Here is a 23,151-nt window from a genome sequence, read left to right as displayed (position 1 = left end):
ACGGGCCCGCGACCACGAGGGGTCGCGGGCCCGAGCGGGAGCGGGGGCTGCTCAGTACCAGTTGGTGGCCTGCGAGTGCGACCAGGCGCCGCACGGGGAGCCGTAGACGGAGGCGATGTAGTCGAGGCCCCACGCGATCTGGGTCGCGGGGTTGGTCGCCCAGTCGGCGCCCTTGCTCGCCATCTTCGAGCCGGGCAGGGACTGCGGGATGCCGTAGGCGCTCGACGTCGGGTTGTCCGCCGTCGGGTTCCAGTTGGACTCCTTGGTCCACAGCCTCTCCAGGCAGGTCCACTGCGAGCCGGTCCAGCCGCGCTCGGCGGCCATGGTCTGGCCGATCGTGCGGGGGTCCTTCGGGCGCTCCTTCGTCCCGGTGACGACGACCTCGTCCACGGGAGTGGTCGTGACCTCCTCGGAGAGCTGCTCGCGCGACTCCTCGACGCCGTCGACGAGCGTGACCTCGAACGTCGTCGTGGTGACGCCGTCCTTCCCGGCCTGGGCGACGGCGGACTCGTCGGTGTACCTCGAGTCGTCGGGCTTCTTCACCGTCTCGTGGGCGATCGGCGTCGTGGTCTGCTGCTGCTCGACGACGACGCGCTGCACGACGAGCGAGACCGTCGGCGCGCCCGGCTCGGGCGCCTCGACGCGCTGGACGCTCACGCGGTCGAGGTCCGAGAGCTCGATGCCCCGCTCCTCGAGGATCGCGGGGACGCCGATGCTGCCGTCGGGGGCGACGGTCGTCTCGCCGTCCGCGACGACGTTCACGGGCCCGTCGGTGTCGAGGCGCAGGTCGAGGGACGCACGCTCGCCGGAGCGCGACGCGACGAGGCGGACGTCGCCGCCGCGCTCCGCGAGGCTCCGCAGGGCCTCGTCCGCGTCGAGCGCGGTGAGCCAGACGTCGGACTGCTCGCCGTCGGTCTGGACGGTGACCTTCTTCGCGAGCCGCACCACGACGTCGTCGCCGTCGTCGATGGCCGAGCCCGGGTCGGGCGCGACCTGGTCGCGCGCGCCGACCTCGACGCCCGCGGCGTCGAGCGCGCCGGCGACCGAGCCCGCGAGGGTGCTGACGGTCGTCACCTCGCCGTCGACGTCGATCGTCACGGTCTTGTTCGCCTCGCCGTACGCGACGGCGCCGGAACCGACGAGCGCGACGGCGGTGGCCGCGGCGACGATCGACCAGCGGCGGCGGCGCGTGGTGCGCTGCGAGCGCGCGGAGCGGGCCGCGCGCCGGCTCGGCGTCGGGGCGTGGGTCGCGGGCGTGGGTTCGGGCGAGGTGTCGGCGTCGCCGTTCTGGGGCGCGCCGAAGCGGGAGAAGAGCTGCACTGAGGATCCAGTCGTCGGGGGTCCCGGGCACGGGGGTCGACGGCGCGCACGCACCTCGGGCGCGCCGCGCACCGCTCGCTGCGGCTCGGGCGCACCCGTTCGACCAGCCGATCCGGCCGTCCTGCGGCCACCGGCGCCTCCTGGGCGCTCGTCACGAGCCGCGCCTCGCGGCCGTCCATACACCTGTCCCCGGTGAGCGGCTACGCGAGACACTCGACCGTAACCGATTCGTTATCAGGCTCCAAACCGGCAGGTCAGCCTGCCGGCGTCACGGTCACGCGCAGCAGGCGGTCGTCACCGTCGCGGGGCTCGCCGCGCCCGTCGGTGTTGTTCGTCAGCACGTACAGCGCCGCGCTCCCGTCGTCCCCGAGGGGCGTGGCCGGGTCGACGAGCACGGCGCGCAGCCGCCCGCGGTCCGTGAGCAGCGCCTGCGGTGCCCCGAACGCGTCGGCGGACGCGCCGCCGTCGGCCGACGCGAACGGCACGCGCCACAGCGCCTGCCCCCGCAGCCCGGCGAGGTAGGCGGCCTCGCGCGTCACCGCGAGCCCGCTCGGCGAGGCGTCCGACGTCGCCCACGTCGTCACCGGGTCGACGAACCCGGCCCCCGCACCGCCCGTGCCCTCGACCTCGGGCCAGCCGTAGTTGCCGCCCGGCACGACGACGTTGAGCTCGTCGAACGTGTCCTGGCCGAACTCCGACGCGAGCATGCGCCCCGTGACGTCCCACGCGACGCCCTGCACGTTGCGGTGCCCGAGGCTCCACACGGGCGACGCGGGGTCGGGGTTGCCCGGGGCCGGCGCGCCGTCGACCGTGACGCGCAGGACCTTGCCCGCGAGCGCACCCGGGTCCTGCGCCGCGCCGCGCTGCTGCGCGTCGCCCGTCGTCACGTAGAGGAAGCCGTCCGGGCCGAACGCGAGCCGGCCGCCGTCGTGCGTCGAGGCGGCCGGGATCCCCTGGACCAGGGGCGTGAGCGCGGACAGCTCGCGCCCCGTCAGCGTGCCGCGCAGCACCTCGTTGCCGCCCGGCGCCGTGCGGTGGACGAAGACCTCCCCGGGCGCCGCGCCGTCCTCGGGCCCGACCGCGACCCCGAGCAGCCCCGACTCGCCGCGCGCGACCGTGCCGTCGCGCAGGTCGTCCGCGCCCGGCCCGGTGACCGGCTCGACCGCGCCCGTGGCCGGGTCGACGACGACGAGCGCGCGCTCGTCGCGCAGCGAGACGAGCAGCGTCCCGTCGGCGAGCGCCGCGAGCCCCCACGGGGCGGCGAGCCCGGTCGCGACCTCGGCGACGTCCACGCGCACCTCGGGCACGACGACGAGTCCCGGCTCGGGCGACGGCTCCGGTGGCGGCGTCGTCGTCCCGGGCGACCCGGACGGCGCGTCGGTGGTCGTCGTGGCCGACGGCGTCGGGCCGGGTCCCCCGCCGCCGTCGCCCGAGCACGCGGCGAGCAGCGCGACCACCGCGACCGCCAGGACCGCGCGGCGCACGGACGACCGACGGGCGGACGAGGAAGGCGTGGTCGAGCGGTGCACGGTCGTGGTGCGCACGGTCGAGCGCCGGGTGGGCATGCGCCCATCGTCGCCCGGCCCGCCGGGCGCCGCACCCGTCACGCCCGCCGCGCCCTTCCCCGAGCACGACCCGACGTCCGCCCCGCGCCCGGGACGACGCGACGTCGAGCCCGGGGCGGGCCTCTACTGCAGGCGGGTGAGACCGCGCTTGAGGCCGCGGACCGCCTGGCCGATGCGGTGCTCGTTCTCGATGAGCGCGAAGCGCACGAACTCGTCGCCGCCGGGTCCGAACCCGACGCCCGGGGAGACGGCGACGTCGCACTCCTCGACGAGGTGCGTCGCGAACTCGATCGAGCCCATCTCGCGGTACGGCTCGGGGATGCGGGCCCACGCGAACATCGTGCCCCCGGGCTTGTGGATGTCCCACCCGATGCGCTGCAGACCGTCGTAGAGGGCGTCGCGCCGGGACTCGTACACGGACGAGATCTCCTGCGGGAACTCGGTCGCCTCGTTGAGCGTGACCGTCGCAGCGATCTGGATGGGCTGGAACGTGCCGTAGTCGAGATAGCTCTTCAGCTTGGCGAGCGCCCCGACGACGTCGCGGCGCCCCACGAGGAACGCGACGCGCCAGCCCGCCATGGAGAACGACTTCGTCATGGAGTAGAGCTCGACCGCGACCTCGCGCGCGCCGTCGCACTCCATGATCGACGGCGGTCGGAACCCGTCGAACGTCATGTCGGCGTACGCGAGGTCGTGCACGAGCACGACGCCCTTGTCCCGCGCCCAGTCGACGAGGCGCTGCAGGTCCTCCTTGGTCGCGACCGTCGTCGTCGGGTTGTGCGGGAACGACAGCACGACGACGCGCGGCTTGGGCCAGCCGAGCTCCCACGCCTCGATGATGCGGTCGATGTACCCCGCGGCGTCGGTGCCGTCGCCGATGGGGACCTGGCGCGCGTCGGCGCCCGCGAAGTAGGGGCCCCAGATGTGGATGGGGTAGCTCGGGGTGGGCACCAGCGCGACGTCGCCCGGCTGCAGCAGCACCCACATGAGGTGGCTGAAGCCCTCCTTGGCGCCGATCGTCGAGATGATCTCGGTGTCCGGGTCGAGGCTCACGCCGAACCGGCGCTGGTACAGACCCGCCACGGCCTCACGGAGCTTCGGGATGCCGCGCGACGCGGAGTACCGGTGGTTGCGCGAGTTCTGCGCGGCCTCGGCGAGCTTGTCGACCGCGACCTGCGGGCTCGGCAGGTCCGGGTTGCCGAAGCCGAGGTCCACGACGTCGCGCCCCGCTCGGCGTGCCTCGATCTTGAGCCCGTCGATGATCGTGAAGACGTAGGGCGGCAGACCGGGGATCCGGCGGAACTCCATCGCAGTGCTCCAGCTCTGTGCGGTGCGCCCGGACGCGGGGTGCGCACGGGTCGCGGGTCTCGCAGGGTACGCCTGCTGCCCGACGACGCGGCGGCGCGTCTCGCGACCCGCCCGCGGCCGGTCAGCCCGTCAGCCCGACCAGCCGAGGTTGCGCGCCATGCGCTCGAGCGTCGCCACCGTCCGGGCGTACTCCTCGCGGCTGATGCCCTCCGCGACCCGCTCGCGCGACAGCGACACCGCGTCGAGGAGGTCGTGGTACGCGTGGTTGCCCGCGACCGTCACGGACAGCGCGCCGTCCGCGCCGCGCGCGACCCAGCCGCGCCGCACCAGGTCGTCGATCTCCGCCGCCACGGCGCTCGCGCCGCCGTGCCCCGCGCCCCCCGCCCCGGTGAAGGGCGACAGCACACCGTCGACGCTCGTCTCCTCGCTCACGCCGTCCCGGATGGTGTTGAGCACCTGCCAGTGCCGGCGCGTGAGGCCCGAGTGGTGGAAGACGCCGTCGAAGCTCTCGTCGATGAGCCGGTCCACGAGCTTGAGCCAGTAGCCGATCGGGCGCTCGGGCGCGGAGTCGGGGGTGGTCGTGGACGGGGCGTCGTCGCTCATCGGAGGCCTCCCGGTGGTGCGCTGGTCTCGGGAGTCCACTGTGGCACCCGCGCCGCGGGCGCGCCCGGCGGCCCGGCCCGCCGCGCACCCCCACGACGCCCCGTGCGGTGGCAGAGTGGACGCATGAGCGAGAACACCCCCGGACCGCGCCGCGCCCTCCTCGTCGTCGACGTCCAGCCCACGTTCTGCGAGGGCGGCGAGCTGGGCGTCGAGGGCGGGCACGCCGTCGCGCAGCGCATCGCCGACCACGCGCGCGACCACCGCGACACCTACGCCCTCGTCGTCACGACGCAGGACTGGCACGTGGACCCGGGCGAGCACTGGAGCCCCGACCCCGACTTCGTCGACACGTGGCCGCCGCACGGCATCGCCGGCTCGCCGAACGCCGAGCTGCACCCGGCGCTCGCGGACCTCGCGCCCGACGCGAGCGTGAAGAAGGGCGAGTTCCAGGCCGCGTACTCGGGGTTCGAGGGGGTCGACGTCGACGGCACCCCGCTCGCCGACATCCTGCGCGCGGCCGGGATCGAGGCGGTCGACGTCGTGGGCATCGCCGAGTCCCACTGCGTGCGCGAGACGGCGCTCGACGCCCACCGGCTCGGGCTCGACACGCGCGTCCTCACCGACCTCACCGTGCCCGTCACGCCCGAGCTCGGGGCCGCGGCGCGCGAGGCGCTCGCGGCGGCGGGCGTCGCGCTCGAGGCGAGCGACGTCGTCGGCCGCTGACGCGCAGCTCTCCCTGCACCGCGCACCGGCACGGCGCGCACCGGCACGGCGCTCGCGGCCTCAGCGCCCGCGGGCCTCGACGGCCGCGGCGTAGAGGTCGCGCTTGGGCACGCCGGCCCCCGCCGCGACGTCGGCCACGGCCTCCTTGAGCCGCTCGCCGCCGTCGACGCGCGCGAGCACCTGCGGCACGAGCTCCGCGAGCGGCACCGGGCCGCGCGGGGGCGCGCCGCCGACGACGACGCAGATCTCGCCGCGGAGCTGCTCGGCGGCGGCGCGCTCCGCGAGCTCGCCGAGCGGGCCGCGCAGCACCTCCTCGTAGGTCTTCGTGAGCTCGCGCGCGACGGCGGCCGCCCGGTCGGCGCCGAAGGCGTCGGCCATCGCGGCGAGCGTCTCGGCCACGCGGTGCGGCGCCTCGAAGAACACGAGGGTGCGCGGCTCGTCGGCGAGCGCGGCGAGCGCGCGCGACCGGTCGCCCGCCTTGCGCGGCAGGAACCCCTCGAAGCAGAAGCGGTCGGTCGGCAGGCCCGAGAGCGCGAGCGCGGTGAGCACCGCGCTCGGGCCGGGCGCCGTCGTCACGGGGACGCCGCGCTCGACGGCGCGCGCGACGACGCGGAAGCCCGGGTCGGACACGCTCGGCATGCCCGCGTCGGACACGACGAGCACGGTCCCGCCCCCCTCGACCACGTCGAGCAGGTCGTCCGAGCGGTCGGACTCGTTGTGCTCGTGGAAGCTCAGCACGCGGCCCCCGACCTGCACGCCGAGCCGGCCCGCGAGCGCGTGCAGGCGCCGCGTGTCCTCGGCCGCGACGACGTCGGCCTCCGCGAGAAGACGCCGCAGGCGCGGGCTCGCGTCCTCCGCGTTGCCGATCGGGGTGCCGCCGAGCACCAGGTGCCCCGCCTCCCGGGCGGGCTCGCCCGCCGGCCGGGGCGCGTCGGGGGTCGGGGCGGAGGCGTCGAGGAGGTCGCCGGGCGAGGAGGGCATGGCTCCCAGGGTTCCACACGCCCGTGCCCCTACGATGGCCTGCGTGTCCCAGCCGCCCGCCGACGCGCACCCCGGGCCCCGGCCCGCGACCGACGTCTCCGCCGACAGCACCTCGGCGCCCGGCGAGGTCGCGACGGCCGGTACGACGACCGACACGACGGCCGACACGACGACCGACACGACGGCCGACACGGCGACCGACGCGACCGCCGGCGCGACCGACGCACCGACGGAGCCCGTCGAGGACGCGCCGGACCTCAGCCACCGCGAGCGCCTCCTGCTCGCGCTGCTCGGGCCGCGCCGGCTCGCGCTCGGCGCGACGGCGCACGACCGCCTGTGGGGCTGGCTCGGCGTCGCGGTCGTCGCGGCCGTCGCCGCGGTGCTGCGCCTGTGGAACCTCGGCCGACCGGGCACGCTCGTGTTCGACGAGACGTACTACGTCAAGCAGGCGTGGACGCTCCTGCGGGCCGGGTTCGAGGCGAACTGGCCGGAGGAGCCGAATCCGGCGTTCGAGGCGGGCGACGTCGACTCGTTCCTCCCGACGGCGGACTACGTGGTCCACCCGCCGCTCGGCAAGTGGATGATCGCGCTCGGCATGCGCGTGCTCGGCGGCGCCGAGAACCCGTGGACCTGGCGGCTCGCGTCGGCGCTCGTCGGGGTGCTCGCCGTCGTGCTCGTCGCGAGGATCGCGCGGCGCCTGTTCGCGTCGACCGCCATGGGGGTCGTCGCGGGCGCGCTCCTGGCCGTCGACGGCGAGGCGATCGTGCACTCGCGCACGGGCCTGCTCGACAACATGCTCATGATCTGGGTGCTCGTCGCGTTCGGGTGCCTGCTGCTCGACCGCGAGCAGGCCCGGCGGCGGCTCGCCGAGCGCTGCGGCGCGATCCTCGACGCGGGCGGGCGCATCGGCCGGTACGGCCCCGGGCTCGGCTGGCGGTGGTGGCGGTTCGCGGCGGCCGTCGCGCTGGGCCTCGCGTGCGGGGTGAAGTGGTCGGGCCTGTACTTCCTCGCGGTGTTCGCCGTCGTGTCGGTGCTGTGGGACGCGACGGCGCGCCGGACGGCGGGGGTCGGGCGCTGGTGGGAGGACGCGCTCGTGCGCGACGCGGTCCCGGCCGCGCTCGTCATGCTCCCGACGGCGGCCCTCGCCTACCTCGGCGCGTGGACGTCGTGGTTCCGCTCCCCTGGCGCGTACATGCGCCAGTGGGCGCTGGACAACCCGGGGGAGGGCGTCGCGTGGCTGCCACCCGCGCTGCGGTCCCTGTGGGAGTACCACCTGAAGATGTGGGACTTCCACAACGGGCTCACGTCCGAGCACACGTACGAGGCGCACCCGCTCGGGTGGATCCTGCAGTGGCGGCCGACGTCGTTCTACTGGCGCTCCTACGACCCGGGCGAGGCCGGGTGCGAGCTCGAGCGGTGCGCGCGGGCGATCACGTCGATCGGCAACCCGGTCCTGTGGTGGACGGCGGCCCTCGCGATCCTCGTCGCGCTCTACGCCCTCGTGCGGCTCAAGGACTGGCGCGCGCTCGCCGTGCTCAGCGGCATCGTCGCCGGGTGGGCGCCGTGGTTCCTCTACGCCGAGCGGACCATCTTCACGTTCTACTCGATCGTGTTCACGCCGTGGGTCGTGCTCACGCTCGTCTACGCGATGACGCTCGCGCTCGAGCGCACGGAGCACCGCGCGGAGGCACGGGCCCGCGTGCGGACGTGGATCACGGTCCTGCTCACGACCATCGGCGTCGTCAGCGTCTTCTACTACCCGGTCTGGACCGCGTGGCAGGTGCCGTACTGGTTCTGGCGCATGCACATGTGGTTGCCGAGCTGGATCTGACGCGTCACCACTCGACCTGCGGCGACTCGTGGAACGCGATCCCCGCCCGGCGCCACGCGTGCGCCTCGCGGGCCACGCGGCGGCGGTAGTCGTCCCAGTCCTTGCGGTCGGCGGCCGTCCACGCGACCTCGGCGACGGCGCTCAGGCGCGGCAGGAGCATGGTGAACAGCGCCTCCGGCGTGGGGATGCGCTCGGTCCACACCGCGGCCTCGACGCCCTCGATCGTCTCGGCCGGCAGCCCGGGCACGGCGTCCTCGGGCTCCCAGTCGTAGGAGTCGCGGACCTCGACGAGGCCCGCCCACTCCTGGCCGAACGGGAAGTCGGCCGTGTACTTCATGTCGAGGTACACGCGGTTCGCGGGCGACAGGATGACGCGCGCCCCGGCCTTCGCCGCGTCGACGAGGTACGTGAGGTCCATGGGGTGCGTGTCCCAGTACTGCACGAGCGTGCCCGGGCGCAGCGGGGCCTTGGCCGCCTCCTGCCACGCGACCGGCGTCTTGCCCGCCTCGACCACGAGCCGCTCGCACAGCTCGACGAACCGCGCGTACTCCGCCGGCTCCATCTTCAGCACCTCGTCGCCGCCGAAGTGCACGTGCTCGCCGTCGGTCGCGCGGGCGAGGTCGGTGAAGACGTCGCGCAGGAACGGCTCGGTGGCGGGCAGGTCGAACGTGAGGCGCGAGAACCCGACCTCGATCCCCGAGTACGCGTCGGTCGGGACGCCGTCAGGCATGAGGTCCCCGTACACGTGGGTCGCCGCGTTGATGTGCCCGGGGACGTCGATCTCGGGCACCACGCGCACGAACCGCTCGGCCGCGTGGTCCTGCAGCGCGCGGAACTCGGCGAGCGACAGGTGGCCGCCCGTGCCGCCGGACGTGTCGGTCCCGGAGGAGAGCTTGGCGAGCTCGGGCCGCGACGGCGACTCGATGCGCCAGCCCTGGTCGTCCGTGAGGTGCAGGTGCAGCACGTTGAGCTTGTACGACGCCATGACGTCGATCACGGCGCGCAGCGCGTCGAGCCCGAAGAAGGTGCGCGCGACGTCGAGGGACAGGCCGCGCCACGCGTAGCGCGGGGCGTCGTGCACGACGACGTGCGGCACCCGGGCGGGCCCGTCGCCCGGCGTCTCGACGAGCTGGCGCAGCGTCTGGGCCGCGTGGAGGAGCCCGACGGGCTCCGCCGCCGTCGCCGTGACCCCCGCGGCGTCGACGACGAGGCTGTAGCGCTCGGCGCTCGTGGAGCCGGCGGGGCCGGCGTGCTCGTCGAGCCGCAGCACGAGCGCGGTCGCGTCCGCCGGCGCGACGTCGGACGCGGGGCCGTCGTGCGTCACGGTGACGCCGTCGACCGCGCCGAGGAGCTCGGCGACCCGGTCGGCGAGCCACGGTGCCGTCTGCTCGAGCCCGAGCGCGTGGACCGCGAGGGCCGCGACGGGCAGGTGCCCGTCACCGGGCTCGACCTGCAGGGGCTGGGGAATGACCGCGACCATCGGGCACCTTCGTCGTCTGGGGGAGGATCGAAACGATTCGGCTTTTGCAAGCACCACACCCTAACCCCTGCCCGCGGCAGTTCCAACCGCCCCCGGTCAGAGCGCGGGCGCGACGTACCGCGGGCTCGGGTCGAGCGCGAGGACGCCCTCGACGTCGCGCGCCGGGTCCGCCGAGCCCGTGGTCCACCCGCCCACGACACCCTCGGGCACGCCGTCGAGCAGCGCACCCCACTCGCGCACGCGCTCGCCGAACCCGTTCCTCGACGTCGACTGCACGACCACCTGCGCCTCGCCCCCGCCGAGGTCGAGGTCCGCGCCGTCGCGCACGGCGTCGGCGTCCGCGCGCTGCACCACGACGAGCTTCTGGGGCAGGGCGTGCTCACGCACGACACCGGCGACGACGTCGATCGCGGCGCCGACCTCCGCGGCGTCGACCGTGCCGGCGGGCGACCCCTCGCCGGGGCGACGCGCGTCGACGTCGAGCGCGACGCCCACCGTCGGGCGCGCGAGGAGGTCGGCGTACTCCGCGACCTGCTCGTCGAACGTCGCCCGCCCGGGCTCGATCCGCAGGACGACGTGGACGCCCGCGGCCTCCGCGGCGTCCACGAGCGGCGCGAGCTCCTCCGCCGGGATCTCGGTCGAGTAGTCGCGGTCCGGGCCCGCGGACGACGACGCGCGCGTCGCCGGCACCTCGAGCACCGGGACGACGACCTCGTCCGGGGACACCTCGGCGTACGCGCCGGCGGCCCCCTGCGCGCGCTCGACGGCGGCCGACCGGGCCTCCTCCCCCACCGCGACCAGGCTGCGCGTGACCGCGTCGGCCCCGACCGCGACGTACCGCACGCCGTCGGCGAGCACGAGCTGCGACCCGCTCGGCAGCAGCGCGCCCGCCTCGGCGGTGCGCAGGCGCCACGCGAGGTCCTCCGCCTCGCCGAAGCTCTCGCCGATGCCGACGACGGCGAGCGCCTTGGCGGCCGCGACCGCGTCGACGACCTCGGCCGACGACCGCGGGTCCCCGCCCGGCACCTCGAGCGGCACGGCGCCGGCCGCGCGCGCGGTCGCGATCGCGGCGGACTGCGGCCCGCCCGCGGCGTCGAGGCTCCCGGGCTCGGTGAGCGCGAGGACCTCGGTCAGCGTCTCGGGCTCGCCACGCTCGGGCAGCGCCGCGCGGACGTCCTCGAGGTCGTGCGGGTCGACCGTCCCGTCGACCCCCAGCGCCCCCACGTCGAGCAGCACCCGGTCGACGCCGTCCACGTCGCCGAGCGTGGCGCGCCGGGGGGCCTCGTCCTCCGCGCCCTCCTCCTGCCCCGGGGGCGCGTCGGCCTCCCCCACCTCGACCACGGCCACGGTGCCGAGGCGACCGAGCTCGGTGCGCAGGCCGCCGTCGGAGATCGCGCCGCCGACGAGCAGGACGGGCGCGGCGAGCTCGACCGCGGCCGCGGCAGCCGTCGCACGCGCCTCCTCGTCGTCCGCTACGGCCAGGACGACGACCGGCGCGGACGTGAAGAACGCCTGGCTGCTCGTCAGCGCGAGCTCCGCGGGGTCGGTCGAGCCGAGCACGAGCACGTCGTCGGGCGGCTCGGCTGCCCGGGCGACGAGCGTCGCCTCGCTCGGGGTCGGTCCGTCCGCCTCCGCGGTCTCCGCGGCGCACCCGCCGAGCGCCGCGCCGGCGCCGAGCACGAGCGGGAGGACGACAGGGATGAATCGGACCTTCCGTGAGTTCACGCCCCCATCATCGCGCACCCTCGCGCACTCGCTCGACGCCGGATGTGGAGGACTCGTGACGACCGGCCCGTCGGGTGGACGCGCGTCGGAGCACCCCTCGGCCCGACGACCCGACTCGGGGCGCGCCGGGCGAGGGCCGGGACTCGCGCGGGCTCGACCGGCATACTGGTCGGGCCGCAACCAACCGCCGAGGAGATCGCATGTCGACCCCCGACCAGCCTGACCAGAACCCGCAGCAGCCGGGCGCGACGCCGTCGGGTCCGCCCGCCTACGGCGCGCCCGAGCCGGGCCAGCCGCAGCAGCCGCCGCAGGCCCCGCAGCACGGCGCCCCGCAGGCGCCCCAGTACGGCGCCCCGCAGGCGCCGCAGTACAACGCCCCGCAGCAGGGCTCGCCGTACTCGGCCCCCGGCCAGGGCGAGGACCCCGGCAAGACGATGGGCATCGTCGGCCTCGTCCTGTCGTTCCTGGGCTGCCTCTCGATCGTCGGCCTGATCCTCAGCATCGTGGCCTACAACAAGTCGAAGAAGGCCGGCTACAAGAACGGCGTCGCGCTCGCCGGCATCATCGTCGGCGCCGTCGTGCTGGTGATCTCGATCATCGTCGCGATCGTCGTCGGCACCGCGTCGTTCGCCCTCATCGAGAAGTGCAACGAGCTCGGCCCGGGCACGCACTACGAGAACGGCGTCGAGTACACCTGCGGCTGACCGCCGGCGTGCACCGCACCTGACGAAGGCCCCCGCCGACGGCGGGGGCCTTCGTCGTCCCTCACGCGGCGTCGTCGTCGGCCGCGCAGCGGAACCCGAGGTGCGTCGTCGCGCTGTCGTCCGACTGCGGCGACCGGGCCGCGGGGCGGTACCGCCAGCAGTACTCCGGCGCGCACAGGTGCGACCCGCCCTTGGTCACACGCATCACCTGCGGCGACGTCGTCGGCGCCAGGAGGTTCGGTCGCGACCCGGCGTCGGGGCCGCCCGTGCCGGGCACGACGTGGCGCGGCGCGAACGTGTCGACCGTCCACTCCCACGTGTTGCCGATCATGTCGACCAGCCCGTACCCGTTGGGCGGGAAGGTCCCGACCGGCGACGTCCCGCCCCAGCCCTCGTCGAGGTAGGGGAACCGGCCCTGCCACGTGTTCGCCATGACACGGCCGCCGGGCGCGAGCTCGTCGCCCCACGCGAACTCCGCGCCGTCGAGGCCGCCGCGCGCGGCGCGCTCCCACTCGACCTCCGTCGGCAGACGGCGCCCGGCCCACGCCGCGTACGCCGACGCGTCCTCGAACGCGACGAGCACCACCGGGTGGTCGGGTCGGTCGTCGACGTCGGAGCCCGGCCCCTGCGGCGAGCGCCACGACGCACCGGGCTGCCAGCGCCACCACTGCCGCCAGTCGCGCAGGTCGACGGGGCCCGCGGTCGGGGTGAAGACGAGGCCGCCGGGCACGAGGTCCGCGGGGTCGGCGCCCGGGAAGTCCGCCGGGTCGAGCGCGCGCTCCGCGACGGTCACGTAGCCCGTGTCCGCGACGAACGCGGCGAACTGCGCGTTGGTCACGGGGTGCCGCTCGACGAGGAACGGCGCGACCTCACGGTCGTGCGCCGGCCCCTCCTCCGGGTAGTGGGCGTCGGACCCCATGCGGTACGTCCCACCCGGGACGGCGACGAGCTCCGTGAGGTCCACGCGGCCAGCATAGGTCGCCGGGCCCGCACGACGTGCCGCTACATCAGCCGGGTGGACTCGAGCGCCTTCGCGAGGTCGTCGTTGAACCCGATGAGCGGGACCCGGAGCACGAGCCCCAGGAGCAGGGCGGGCACGACGAAGAGGACGAGACATCCGAGCGAGATCCAGAAGTCACCCTCGTAGATCCCCGCGATCGCCGCGCGGACCGCGCTCGTCGCGTGCGTGACGGGGAGGAAGGGACTGATGTTCTGGAACCACTGCGGCAGGACGCTCAGCGGGTACGCCCCTCCCCCGGCGGAGATCTGGACGACGAGGAGGAAGACGGCGAGTGCCTTGCCCGCCTCGCCGAACGACAGGACCAGCGTGTACGTGATGAGCGAGAAGACGAGCGACATCACCCACCCCGCGAGGATGAGCAGCGCCGGGTAGACCGGTCGCACCCCGACGAAGCCGATGAGCCCCACGTACAGCAGCGAGCTCTGCAGCAGGGCGAGGACGGCGAAGATGCCGTAGCGCCCGAAGTACTCCTGAGGCAGCGTGAGGCCCGCCCCGAACGGGAGGCGGTCGCGCACGACGTCGACCCGGATCAGGACCGAGAGCAGCAGGGCACCGACCCACAGGCCCAGCACGGAGTAGAAGGGCGCCATCTGCGCCCCGAACGTGTCGACCTCGAACACCGGGATGGTCCGGAGCGCGACCGGCGTGGTCAGCTCGCCGGCGAAGGTCTGGGCGTCGGGGCCGATGATCGTGGTGAGCGCGCTGAGGTCGCCCGACTCCGAGGCGTCGCGCAGCGCGGACGCGACGCCGTCGAACCGGGCTGCCGCGGCCTCCAGGTCCTCGGAGATCGTCGACAGGGTGCCCTCGGCGGCGGTGAGCACGCCGGTGAGGGAGCCGGAGCCCTCGGACAGGGCGGCGACCGCGCCCGACAGGTCGTCGCCGATCGCGACGAATCCGCCGTTGACCGACGCGAGCGTCCCGGCGAGCTGCTCGAGCTGCGGCCGCAGGCTCTGGGAGTACGAGCTCTCGACCCCCTCGACGGCGCTCCTCGCCTCGTCGACGACCGCGATCACCTCGTCGCGCGTCGCCTGGCTGTCGACCTCGCCCTGGGTCAGGCGCGTGGCCGCCTCCTGGATGCGGTCACGCAGCAGCTCCTGCCGGGCGAGAGCCCCGTCGATGCGGGAGACGACCAGCTCGAGCGCGTCCCGCAGCGCCGGGTCGGTCGCCGTGTCCGCCTGCGCCTGGAGCTCGTCGCGCAGACCCTGGTAGGCCGCGATCTGCGCGTCGACCTGCCCGGCGAGCGTGTTCAGGGTGGCGACCGTCGCCTGGCTCTGCGAGCCCAGCGACGTGAAGAGCTGGTCCACCTGGGTGCCGAGCGCCCGATAGCTGTCCGCGCTCGTCGAGAACGCCGCGGCCAAGGACCCGGTCGCCGTCTCCAGCGTCGTGCCGAGGCGCCGTGCCGCGGTGGACCCGTCGCCGATCGCGCCCGCCGTCTCGCGCAGCGCCGAGTCCGAGGAGGTCGCGAGCGACGTCGCACCGGTCACGAGCGGCTTGCTCGCCGAGACGAGCAGGCCGAGCGCCTGCGCGCTGTCGGCGCCCGCACGGAGCTGGGAGGCGAGCGCCGCGGCGTTCGCCTCCAGCCGGGTGATGGCCGCGCGCGTCTCGGGGTCCTCGAGGTTGTCCGCGAGCGACGCGACGACGCCCAGCCCGACCTCGTTCAACGTCTTCGTGAAGGTCTCGTTGATCTGCACGGAGACGTCGGTCGCCGCCTCGCCCGTGATCTTCGGCGACAGCGCGTTCGTCTTCTCGTTCGTGTAGTAGTCGATCCGGGCCGAGGTGGCGCCCGGCACGAGGAACGTCATCATCTGCCGGCTGAAGTCCGGGGGGAGCACGAGAGCGGCGTAGTACTCCTCCGACTCGGTGCCCCGGACCGCCTGCTCCGGGCTCGTGAACACCCAGTCCAGGTCGGCGTTGGCGCGCAACGCCGACAGGACCTGGTCCCCGATGTTGATCCGCACGGGCAGCAGACCGCCCTCGTACCCCTCGTCCGCGTTGGCCACCGCGACCTTGAGGTCCTTCGTGTTGCCGAACGGGTCCCAGCTCGCGAGCACGTTGAACCACGCGAAGAACGAGGGGATGACGACGACCCCGAAGAGCACGACGAGCGCGATCGTGCTCCGCGTCGCCTGCCGCAGGTCGTGGCGGAAGAGCCGGGAGACGTTGTTCACGACCGCTTCCCGTGGTCCTGGAGCTCTGCCAGAGGCGTGTCCGACCGGGTCGCCCGCTCCTCCCGTGCCAGCGCCTGCCGCAGCGAGCTCTCGGGCATGTCCTCCACCTTCCCCGCGAAGACGATGTTCTGCCGGACGTACTCGATCGTCACGACGGTCCCGATCACGAGGAGGCACACGACGCCCCACAGGCCGAGGACGGTCGCCTTGGCGTCCGGCACGAACCAGGCGACGCCCAGGAGCACCACGCTCACCCCGACACCGATCAGGACCGCCAGGCGGATCACGGTCAGATGGCGCTTCATGAACCACTCGGCCCGGCGCGCCATCTCCTCACGGAACCGCTGTCGGTCGCTCAGCGCCTGGACGATCTGGCTGAGCCGGCGCCGCGAGCCGAAGATCTGCACGTCCTCGCTGACGAAGAGTCCCGTCTCGGCCAGCTTGACGTTGAACAGCCGAGAGAAGTTGCCGAGCCGCAGCCGCAGGAACACGCCGAGGACGAAGGCCAGCACCGCGTACAGGCCGAGCACCGCGACGTAGCGCCAGTAGTAGCCGTCGTAGAACCCGCCGATGGTCTCGCGCATCGCGTCGATGCCGTACGTGAAGGGGAAGAACGGGAAGAGGGACCGGAAGAAGCCCGGCATCATCTCGATCGGGTAGATGCCGGACGCCCCGGGGATCTGCATGATCACCAGCAGGATCGCCACGCCCTTGCCCACGTAGCCGAGCGACATCGCGAGCGCGTAGATGATCGACACGTACACGAGCCCGGTGAAGACGCTCGTCGCGACGAACGCCGCGGCGCTGGCCGTCTGCACGCCGATCACGACGTCGCCGATGCTCACCAGGAGCGCCTGGAGCACGTTGAGCGACGCGAGGAGCATCCACCTCCCGAGGTAGGCCTGACGCACGGTGAGGCCCGGGACCCCCTCGGTGTCGGCCTCCTGTTTGAGGAGCACGACGAGCATGAACGCGCCGATCCACAGCGCGAGGTTGGTGAACAGCGGCGCCATCGCGGAGCCGTAGGTCGCGACGGGGAACAGGTTGTGCTGCTTCACCTCGACCGGCGACGACATGAACCGCGCGACCTGCTGCGGGTCGAGCTCCGTCACCGCGCTCAGCGTGCGCCAGATCTCCGCACTGCTGAGCGCGCTGAGGTCGGTCCGCAGCGTCTCGAGGTCCTGCTCGACGCCCAGCAGGTTGCCGTCGAGCAGCGTGACCGCGGAACGCGCCTGCTCCATCTGGGCCTCGAGCCCGTCGAGCAGCGTGACCGCCTCCCGCACGAGCTCTCGCTGGGCGTCGAGCGCGGTCGAGAACGCCCCGGCGCTCGCCGACAGCTCGGCCATGGTCCGGTTGATCTCCGGGACGGTGCCCGTCAGCGCGGTCTGGATCGACCCCGCCGAGGTCGCCGAGTCCTGCACGGCGCCGTTGAGCGCGCTCGCCGTCGCCTGGAGCGCGGTGGTCACGTCCGCGACGTCCTGGTTGAGCGTCGCCAGGTCGCCGAGGAGCTGCTGGTCCGACGCGTTGCGCTCCCTCAGCAGGTCCACCGCCTCGCTCAGCTCGCTGTACCCGGGGTCGGCGGGGTCCATGGTCGCGAGCTGCGCCTCCAGCTCGGCGAGCACCTCGGCGCTGGCGTCCGCGATCGCGTCCGCGTCGTCGATCGCGGTGCCGATCGCGAGGTTCGCGTTCTGCACGCCCGCCGAGAGCGTGGTGACGGCGACGTTGAGCCGTGCCGACGCCCCGGACAGGAGCGTGGCGCCCGACACGTAGGCGGTCGTCACCGAGTCGGTGAACGAGACGAGGTCCTGCTGGGCGTCGTCCACGAGCGCCTGGGCCTGGGCTATCGACGTCTGGACGTCGCCGATGGTCTCGTCGACCTCGGTGAGCGCGCTCGTGGCGTCGGTGAGCGCGACCCCGGCGTCGGTGAGCGTGACCTGGAGGTCCGCCAGGCCGCCGCGCGCGGCCTCCAGCTCCGCCACGGTGTCGTCGAGCGCGTCGAGCGTCGTCGTCCTCGCGTCGAGCAGGCGTGCCCCCGTGTCGACGCCCGCCTTCTCGAGGTCCTCCGCGACGGTCTCCGCGACGGTCGAGACGAACGTCGCGTTCACCTGGGAGTCGAGGGTCGACGCCCCGACGCCGGTGATCTTCGGGGCGATCGCGTTCGCCTTCTCGTTGACGTAGTAGTCGAGCTCCGGGCGGACGAACCTCCCCGTCGTGATGCTCAGCAGGTCCGCGCTGAAGGTCGGCGGGATGACGATGGCGGCGTAGTAGTCGCCGGACCTCACCCCGCGCAGCGCCGCGTCCTCCCCGACGAACCTCCAGCCCAGCTGGTCGTTCGCCTTGAGCTGGTCGACGATCTTGGCGCCGACGTCGACCTCGCCCGTCATCTCCGTCGACGCGCCCTCGTCGAGGTTGACGACCGCGACCTTGACGTGCTCTGTGTCCGAGTACGGGTCCCAGAACGCGAGGATGTTCACCCACGCGTACATGGACGGCATGATGACGAGCCCGATGACGATGGCCCAGACCTTCGGCGCGTGAAGGATCCTCCCGACGTCGCGGCGGAACACCTTCAGGGCGTTGCGCATCGTTCCTCCTCGTCGCCCGCGGTCCGCGGCGCGCATTCGGACGTCGCCTTGTCGCCTCCCGGACATTGGTGTTCCCTGACAACGGACACTGCGTTTCCGTGGTGCACGGGCTCCTTCCTCGGGGCATCAGTGTGTCTCGGTCCTCCCGAAAACTCTCGGCCGACCCGTGACGGCGCACAAAGATCACCCGGCACATCACCCTGGCATCCCCCGCCCGCGCCCGCGTCGTGCCTCAGACAAGGGACGGGTGGTCCGGCTCGGGCGCGCGCGGGTGAATTTCACGCGGTGCACCACGCCCGACAAAGGCCGGTGCTACCGTCGCAAGGCGCGGGACATTTTCGACGGCGCGCACCGTCAATACCGACGGTGCTGCGCACCGTACGAGGCGACGGCTCGTCAGCCTTTTGTCCGGTCGACGGAAATGCACCGCGCAATGTGATCCGAGAGCGGAGAATTACCCAGGAGGACGTCATGCGCCCACGGGCCGACCGGCTCGACGCCGACGTGTCCCTGGACGCCGACGCGTCCCGGGCCGAGGCGACGGCGCCGTAGGCACCCGGTGGTCGTCCCGCGGCCTCCGGACGGATCGCGCCGCCTCGCCCGCCCCCCGTCCGCGCGCGATCCCGGACGGACGCGCCTGACCACTGCCGCGGTCGTGTCGGCAGGCGTCCTGTGCAGCGCCGTCCTGGCGCTGGAGGTCGTGCGCCGTCTGCACGCCCACCCCGGCCTCCTGGCCATGGCGGTGTTCCTGTCGGTCCAGGCGAGCACCGTCGTCCAGGACCGCACGCCTCGCGCGCGCGCCGGCACGGCCCTGCTCCTGGTCCCGACGGTCACCGCGTCGATCGCCGTCGCCGCGCTGCTGTCCCCGCACCGGCCCGCGGTGCTCGCGGGCTTCGTCCTGCTGACCGGCGCCGCGACCTGGGTCCGCCGGTACGGGCCCCGCGCCGCCGCGATCGGCACGCTCGCGTTCATGGGCTACCTCTTCACGCTGTTCGTCCGACCCACCGCGCACGAGCTGCCGGCGTTCTGCCTGATCGCCGTCGGCGCGGTCGCGACCCAGGCCGTCGCGCGCGCCGCCCTGCGGTTCGAGCACCCTCGCCGCACGCTGCTCGCCCTCCTCGCCGACCTGCGCAGCGCCTCCGCGGCCGCGCTCCGCAGCGCCGCCCGTCCGGCCCGCGCGGGCGTGCTGCGCACCCGGCTCGCCCGGATCGACGCGGTCGGCCGCGCCCTCACGGCGTGGCAGCGGGACTACCCCACCGCCGACCACGTCGCCTGCAGCGAGCGGTCGCTCGCCCTGCTCGTGCTCGACGCCCGCGTCTGCACCGAGGAGACCTGCGACGAGCTCGTCCGCGTCGCCGGAGCGGCGAGCACGAGACGCGGCGCCCCGGCCGCGCTCGCCCACCTGGAGGCCGTGCTCGCCCCGCGCGCGTCGAGCGCCCGCGTCGAGGCCGCGACGGCGTGGGCCACCCGGGCGCTGTCGTCGCAGGGGCGACCCGTCAGGGACGACGTCCTGGAGTACCTCGTCGCGCGGAGCACGCTCGCGCACGCCCGGCTGCGCCGGGCCGAGCAGACGCCCGGCACCGGGACGCTCCCCCACGACGCTCCCGCGTCGTCGACGGCCCGCCCGCGGTCCGACGTCGGCGCACCGCCACGACCCGCGCGCGCGGCGCCCCGCTGGACGCCGTGGCGGCAGTGGGCACCGACCAGTCGGCTCGCGGTGCAGGCGATGGTCGCGGCGACGGCGGCGGTCGCGGTCGGCGAGGCCATCTCCGCGAGCCGGTGGTACTGGGCGGTGACGAGCGCGTTCGTCGTCTTCGCCGGGACGACCACGCGGGGCGGGGTCCTCACGCGCGCGTACCGGCGGGTCGCGGGGACGGCGGGCGGGATCGTCGTCGGCGTCGGGGCCGTCCTCCTGTCCGGCCAGCACACGAGCGTCCTCGTCGGGATCAGCGTCGTCGCCGTGTTCGGCATGCTCTACCTCGGCCCCGTCCGCTACGTCTACACCCCGTTCTTCATGACGGTCGTCGTGGTCGCGGTCTACGCCATGCTCGGCGACCTCCGCCACGACGTCCTCGAGCTCCGCCTCGAGGAGACCCTGGCGGGGGCGGTCATCGGCGTCCTGTGCGCCTACGCGATCCTCTCGGCGAGCTCGCACCCCGACCTCGTGGGGAGGGTGCGCGCCTGCTTCCGCGCGCTCGACGCGCTCCTCCAGGTCGGGGACCGCACGTTCGGCGGGCGCGGCGACGGCCACGAGGCCCTCGCCGCCCTCCACGAGCTCGAGGCGGCGAGGGACGACGTCGAGGCGACCGTCGAGGCGATGTCGGCCGCACTGCTGGGCCGGCACGAGTCGGCGCTGGAGGCGGTCCGCCTCCTGGACGTCGTGACCCGCGCCTGCGGCGTGCTCGCGCAGGCCGTGATGCGGCGCGGGGCGCACGGGGACGGGAGCCCCGCCGACGGCGACCGCGTCGTGCAGGACGCGATCGCCGCCGTCCGGCGCGCCGCGGACGACGCCCGCGACCGGTTCGACCGCGTGGGGGACGGCGGGTCCGCGCGGTCCGCGCCGCTCGTCTCCCGGGTCCACCGGCTGCCGTCGGACGCGACCGGGTCCCAGACGGCGGCGCTCTTCGCCCTGGCACGGGTCGAGTGGGCCCTGCGACGCCTGACGCAGCCCCGGCCCACCCGCGCGCCCGGGCGGAGCGGGTGATCGCCGGGGTGACCGCCGGGGTGATCTTCCCCTGGTTCGCGGGCAGGAGCTCCGCACGTTGGCCATCATCGGTGGCACAGGCGCGCCGACGACCGACGCCGCCGGCACGGTCGCCGGAGCGCGGCCGCGCGTCCGACACCACGAGAGGGACCTTCGTGAGCACCAGTTCCGGAACGATCCGCACGGTCAACGGCATCCGCACCGCCCTCGGGGTGAGCGGGCTCGTCAGCGCGATCCTCGGCGTCCTCATCCTCGTGTGGCCGGGGCGGACCGCCATGGTCGTCACCGCCATCGTCGCGGCCTACGCGGTCATCGCGGGCCTCATCCACCTCGGGATCGGGATCTTCAGCGGCGGCAGGGGCGGGTGGGCGCGCGTCGGCCGGACCCTCCTCGGTGTCGTGTTCGTCGTCGGGGGGATCCTGGCGTTCCTCAACCTCGGCCAGACCACCACCTACCTCGCGGAGTTCCTCGGGATCCTCGTCGGGGTCCTGTGGATCGTCGAGGGCGTCGTGGACCTGACCTCGCTGCGCGACGCCGCCTCGAAGCCGGTCTCGATCCTGTTCGCGGTCCTGTCGATCGTCGCGGGCGTCGTCCTGCTCCTCACGCCGCTCTGGGGCGCCACCATGCTGTGGTGGCTCCTGGGCCTGTCGCTCGTCGTCCTCGGTCTCGTCAACATCGTGCGCGGCTTCCGCTACGGGACCGGGGTCGGGGTCGCCCGATGAGCACGCTCGACGGCCTCTACAACTTCCGCGACACGGGCGGGCTCCCGCTCCAGGACGGCGGCTACAGCCGCCCGGGCGTGCTGTACCGGTCGGACGCGCTGCGGAACCTCACCGACCAAGGGGTCGCCCAGCTCGCCACCACCGAGACCGGCGTGGTCGCCGACCTCCGCACCCCCGCCGAGCGCGAGGCCGCACCCGACCGGCTCCCGAGCACGCGGACGATCGACACGGTCCGGCCGGCGATCACCCAGGGTGCCCTCGGCGAGCAGCTCGTCGCCCTGGTCGACCCGACCCGTGCGCCGTCGCCCGACGCCGTCCGTGCGGGCCTCGAGGCGCTGCCCGCGCTGGGTGACCTCTACGTCGGGATGCTGCGGGGGTCGGCCGCGGCCTTCGCCGCCGTCGCCCGGGTCGTCGCGGCCTCGCACGACGGCGCCCCGACGGCCGTCGTCGTCCACTGCACCGCGGGCAAGGACCGGACCGGCGTCGCCGTCGCGCTCCTCCTCGACGCCGTGGGGGTCGAGCGCACGGCGATCGTCGACGACTACGCCGTCTCCCAGCGCAACCTCGCGGGTCCGTGGGCGGACGGCATGCTCCACATGATCGAGTCGCTCGGCATCCCCGTGACGCCGCAGCTGCGGACGCTCGCGACCGAGACGCCCCCGTCGGCGATCACGCAGGCGCTCGCGTGGGTCGACGCTGCCGGCGGGAGCGCCCGGTACCTCATGTCGGGCGGCCTCACGTCGCGTGAGCTGAGCACCGTCCGGCGCCGCCTCGCCGGGTAAGGCCTCCTCGTCCGCGCCGCCGGGCTCGGCCGCCGGCCGCGGCTCAGTCGCGGCCCGAGGGCCCCGCGGCCTCGTCCCGCGCCCCGTCGGCAGCGCCCGCGGCGCGGTCGCGGGTCCACCACGGCAGGACGACGAGCGACGCGACGAAGAAGCACAGCGCGCCCACGAACGTCCCGCCGTTCGCCAGGGAGCTGCTGATCGCCGACCCGTCCGGCAGGATGAACGCCCCGACCGCGGAGGCCCCGAACGCGACGCACCCGAGGTAGTTGACGACGACCGACCACCACCCGATCCGCCCCGGGTCCCACCACGTCGAGGTGGCGCGCGCGTAGGCGACGAACGCGAGGTTGGCGCTCACGAGGAACGCCACCGACCCTGCCGCGTCCGGGTTCCAGACGTACTCGGTCTCGGCGGTGCGCGACCGGGCGTACAGCGCGGCCGTCGTGCTCACGTTGAACATGATCGTGCCGAAGGACTGGGTGGCCGCGGTGAGCCACTCGGCCCGCACCATCCGCCCGGGCGCGTAGCTCACGGGGACGCTCACCGCCCCGCTGAGGATGAGCTGGGCGAGACCGGCCGCGGTGAAGAAGATCGCCCCGACGAAGTAGAGGAGGTTCGCGACCGAGGCGCCGGCCCACGACCCGAACCCGGGCGCCGAGCCGATCGCGAACAGCGCCGAGCCGATCATGAAGCCCCAGCACTGCTTGGTCAGGGTCGGGACCAGGAACGGCCGTGGTCCGACGGACGTGGTCACGATCGCTTCGCTCATGGCGAGGGCTCCCCTCGGTGGGCCGGCAGACGGGTGGGTCGGGACGACCGCGGGGGGGGGGGGGGGGGGGCCCCCCCCCCCCCCCCGGGGGGGGGGGGGGGGGGGGTTGGGGGGGCCCGCGCCCCCCCCCCGCGGGGGGGGGGGGGGGGCGCGGGGGGGG

The 23,151-nt window shown here is 74.5% G+C and carries 17 protein-coding genes; 6 read left to right on the top strand and 11 right to left on the bottom strand.

Going from position 1 to position 23,151, the window contains the following annotated elements; all coding sequences use genetic code 11:
- Window positions 1-51: 51 nt before the first annotated feature.
- The 4 genes from GYH36_RS20290 to GYH36_RS06395 form a co-directional block, all read right to left on the bottom strand.
- A complete protein-coding gene (locus tag GYH36_RS20290) occupies window positions 52-1,320 on the bottom strand; it encodes a resuscitation-promoting factor (RefSeq protein WP_162289424.1) in 1,269 nt (422 codons plus the stop codon).
- A gap of 254 nt (window positions 1,321-1,574) precedes the next feature.
- Window positions 1,575-2,885: a PQQ-dependent sugar dehydrogenase gene (locus GYH36_RS06405; protein WP_162289423.1), complete on the bottom strand. Its 1,311-nt coding sequence runs from the start codon at window positions 2,883-2,885 to the stop codon at window positions 1,575-1,577.
- A gap of 123 nt (window positions 2,886-3,008) precedes the next feature.
- A complete protein-coding gene (locus GYH36_RS06400) occupies window positions 3,009-4,193 on the bottom strand; it encodes an aminotransferase class I/II-fold pyridoxal phosphate-dependent enzyme (RefSeq protein WP_162289422.1) in 1,185 nt (394 codons plus the stop codon).
- Window positions 4,194-4,322: 129 nt separating this feature from the next.
- Window positions 4,323-4,796 (bottom strand): MarR family winged helix-turn-helix transcriptional regulator, encoded by a 474-nt coding sequence (locus GYH36_RS06395; protein WP_162289421.1) that lies wholly within the window; start codon window positions 4,794-4,796, stop codon window positions 4,323-4,325.
- Window positions 4,797-4,919: 123 nt separating this feature from the next.
- Here GYH36_RS06395 and GYH36_RS06390 point away from each other — a divergent pair, with 123 nt between their 5' ends.
- Complete coding sequence (locus GYH36_RS06390; RefSeq protein WP_024841229.1) at window positions 4,920-5,519, top strand: isochorismatase family protein; 600 nt, start codon at window positions 4,920-4,922, stop codon at window positions 5,517-5,519.
- A 60-nt stretch (window positions 5,520-5,579) separates the two neighbouring features.
- Here the strand turns inward: GYH36_RS06390 and rsmI are convergent, their stop codons facing one another.
- A complete protein-coding gene (rsmI, locus tag GYH36_RS06385; protein WP_162289420.1) occupies window positions 5,580-6,500 on the bottom strand; it encodes a 16S rRNA (cytidine(1402)-2'-O)-methyltransferase in 921 nt (306 codons plus the stop codon).
- Window positions 6,501-6,534: 34 nt separating this feature from the next.
- On the opposite strand from rsmI, the gene GYH36_RS06380 reads away from it, so the two are divergent.
- Window positions 6,535-8,331: a dolichyl-phosphate-mannose--protein mannosyltransferase gene (locus tag GYH36_RS06380; protein WP_162289419.1), complete on the top strand. Its 1,797-nt coding sequence runs from the start codon at window positions 6,535-6,537 to the stop codon at window positions 8,329-8,331.
- A gap of 4 nt (window positions 8,332-8,335) precedes the next feature.
- Here GYH36_RS06380 and GYH36_RS06375 read toward each other — a convergent pair whose 3' ends face one another.
- Together GYH36_RS06375 and GYH36_RS06370 are read right to left on the bottom strand one after the other, a co-directional pair.
- A complete protein-coding gene (locus GYH36_RS06375) occupies window positions 8,336-9,811 on the bottom strand; it encodes a beta-N-acetylhexosaminidase (protein WP_162289418.1) in 1,476 nt (491 codons plus the stop codon).
- A gap of 96 nt (window positions 9,812-9,907) precedes the next feature.
- Window positions 9,908-11,536: a hypothetical protein gene (locus GYH36_RS06370; RefSeq protein ID WP_151192101.1), complete on the bottom strand. Its 1,629-nt coding sequence runs from the start codon at window positions 11,534-11,536 to the stop codon at window positions 9,908-9,910.
- 200 nt (window positions 11,537-11,736) lie between these two features.
- On the opposite strand from GYH36_RS06370, the gene GYH36_RS06365 reads away from it, so the two are divergent.
- On the top strand, window positions 11,737-12,240 hold the full coding sequence (locus tag GYH36_RS06365; RefSeq protein ID WP_115943127.1) for a DUF4190 domain-containing protein: 504 nt from the start codon (window positions 11,737-11,739) through the stop codon (window positions 12,238-12,240).
- Between the two features lie 61 nt (window positions 12,241-12,301).
- Here GYH36_RS06365 and GYH36_RS06360 read toward each other — a convergent pair whose 3' ends face one another.
- The 3 genes from GYH36_RS06360 to GYH36_RS06350 all read right to left on the bottom strand — a co-directional run bounded on the left by GYH36_RS06360 (window position 12,302) and on the right by GYH36_RS06350 (window position 18,014).
- Entirely contained in the window at window positions 12,302-13,159 is an 858-nt protein-coding gene (locus tag GYH36_RS06360) for a formylglycine-generating enzyme family protein (protein ID WP_246209243.1), read from the bottom strand.
- An 83-nt stretch (window positions 13,160-13,242) separates the two neighbouring features.
- Window positions 13,243-15,429, bottom strand: coding sequence for a YhgE/Pip family protein (locus GYH36_RS06355; RefSeq protein WP_162289416.1), 2,187 nt, complete (start codon window positions 15,427-15,429; stop codon window positions 13,243-13,245).
- On the bottom strand, window positions 15,426-18,014 hold the full coding sequence (locus GYH36_RS06350) for a YhgE/Pip domain-containing protein (protein WP_162289415.1): 2,589 nt from the start codon (window positions 18,012-18,014) through the stop codon (window positions 15,426-15,428). Before GYH36_RS06350 ends, GYH36_RS06355 begins: the two co-directional genes overlap by 4 nt.
- A 655-nt stretch (window positions 18,015-18,669) precedes the next feature.
- Between GYH36_RS06350 and GYH36_RS20285 the strand changes: the two genes are divergently transcribed.
- The 3 genes from GYH36_RS20285 (at window position 18,670) to GYH36_RS06335 (ending at window position 22,222) form a co-directional block, all read left to right on the top strand.
- Entirely contained in the window at window positions 18,670-20,718 is a 2,049-nt protein-coding gene (locus tag GYH36_RS20285; RefSeq protein WP_162289414.1) for an FUSC family protein, read from the top strand.
- Between the two features lie 155 nt (window positions 20,719-20,873).
- Window positions 20,874-21,440, top strand: a complete 567-nt coding sequence (locus GYH36_RS20280) for a DUF308 domain-containing protein (RefSeq protein WP_024841239.1) — start codon at window positions 20,874-20,876, stop codon at window positions 21,438-21,440.
- The gene (locus GYH36_RS06335) at window positions 21,437-22,222 is read left to right on the top strand and encodes a tyrosine-protein phosphatase (protein WP_162289413.1); all 786 of its coding nucleotides are present in this window, start codon (window positions 21,437-21,439) and stop codon (window positions 22,220-22,222) included. Before GYH36_RS20280 ends, GYH36_RS06335 begins: the two co-directional genes overlap by 4 nt.
- 43 nt (window positions 22,223-22,265) lie before the next feature.
- Here GYH36_RS06335 and GYH36_RS06330 read toward each other — a convergent pair whose 3' ends face one another.
- Window positions 22,266-22,991 (bottom strand): hypothetical protein, encoded by a 726-nt coding sequence (locus tag GYH36_RS06330; RefSeq protein ID WP_024841241.1) that lies wholly within the window; start codon window positions 22,989-22,991, stop codon window positions 22,266-22,268.
- Window positions 22,992-23,151 lie beyond the last annotated feature (160 nt).

Source organism: Cellulosimicrobium composti, from assembly GCF_010287905.1.
Classification (GTDB): Bacteria; Actinomycetota; Actinomycetes; order Actinomycetales; family Cellulomonadaceae; genus Cellulosimicrobium; species Cellulosimicrobium composti.
This window is presented reverse-complemented; position numbering and strand designations above follow the sequence as displayed.

What these genes read in the sequence shown, in the direction of transcription:
- GYH36_RS06375 (WP_162289418.1), bottom strand. Translation starts at nt 9,811, where the DNA reads ATGGTCGCGGTCATTCCCCAGCCCCTGCAGGTCGAGCCCGGTGACGGG.
- GYH36_RS06335 (WP_162289413.1), top strand. Translation starts at nt 21,437, where the DNA reads ATGAGCACGCTCGACGGCCTCTACAACTTCCGCGACACGGGCGGGCTC.
- GYH36_RS06380 (WP_162289419.1), top strand. Translation starts at nt 6,535, where the DNA reads ATGGCCTGCGTGTCCCAGCCGCCCGCCGACGCGCACCCCGGGCCCCGG.
- rsmI (WP_162289420.1), bottom strand. Translation starts at nt 6,500, where the DNA reads ATGCCCTCCTCGCCCGGCGACCTCCTCGACGCCTCCGCCCCGACCCCC.
- GYH36_RS06365 (WP_115943127.1), top strand. Translation starts at nt 11,737, where the DNA reads ATGTCGACCCCCGACCAGCCTGACCAGAACCCGCAGCAGCCGGGCGCG.
- GYH36_RS06395 (WP_162289421.1), bottom strand. Translation starts at nt 4,796, where the DNA reads ATGAGCGACGACGCCCCGTCCACGACCACCCCCGACTCCGCGCCCGAG.
- GYH36_RS06350 (WP_162289415.1), bottom strand. Translation starts at nt 18,014, where the DNA reads ATGCGCAACGCCCTGAAGGTGTTCCGCCGCGACGTCGGGAGGATCCTT.
- GYH36_RS06360 (WP_246209243.1), bottom strand. Translation starts at nt 13,159, where the DNA reads ATGGGGTCCGACGCCCACTACCCGGAGGAGGGGCCGGCGCACGACCGT.
- GYH36_RS06400 (WP_162289422.1), bottom strand. Translation starts at nt 4,193, where the DNA reads ATGGAGTTCCGCCGGATCCCCGGTCTGCCGCCCTACGTCTTCACGATC.
- GYH36_RS06390 (WP_024841229.1), top strand. Translation starts at nt 4,920, where the DNA reads ATGAGCGAGAACACCCCCGGACCGCGCCGCGCCCTCCTCGTCGTCGAC.
- GYH36_RS06330 (WP_024841241.1), bottom strand. Translation starts at nt 22,991, where the DNA reads ATGAGCGAAGCGATCGTGACCACGTCCGTCGGACCACGGCCGTTCCTG.
- GYH36_RS06405 (WP_162289423.1), bottom strand. Translation starts at nt 2,885, where the DNA reads ATGCCCACCCGGCGCTCGACCGTGCGCACCACGACCGTGCACCGCTCG.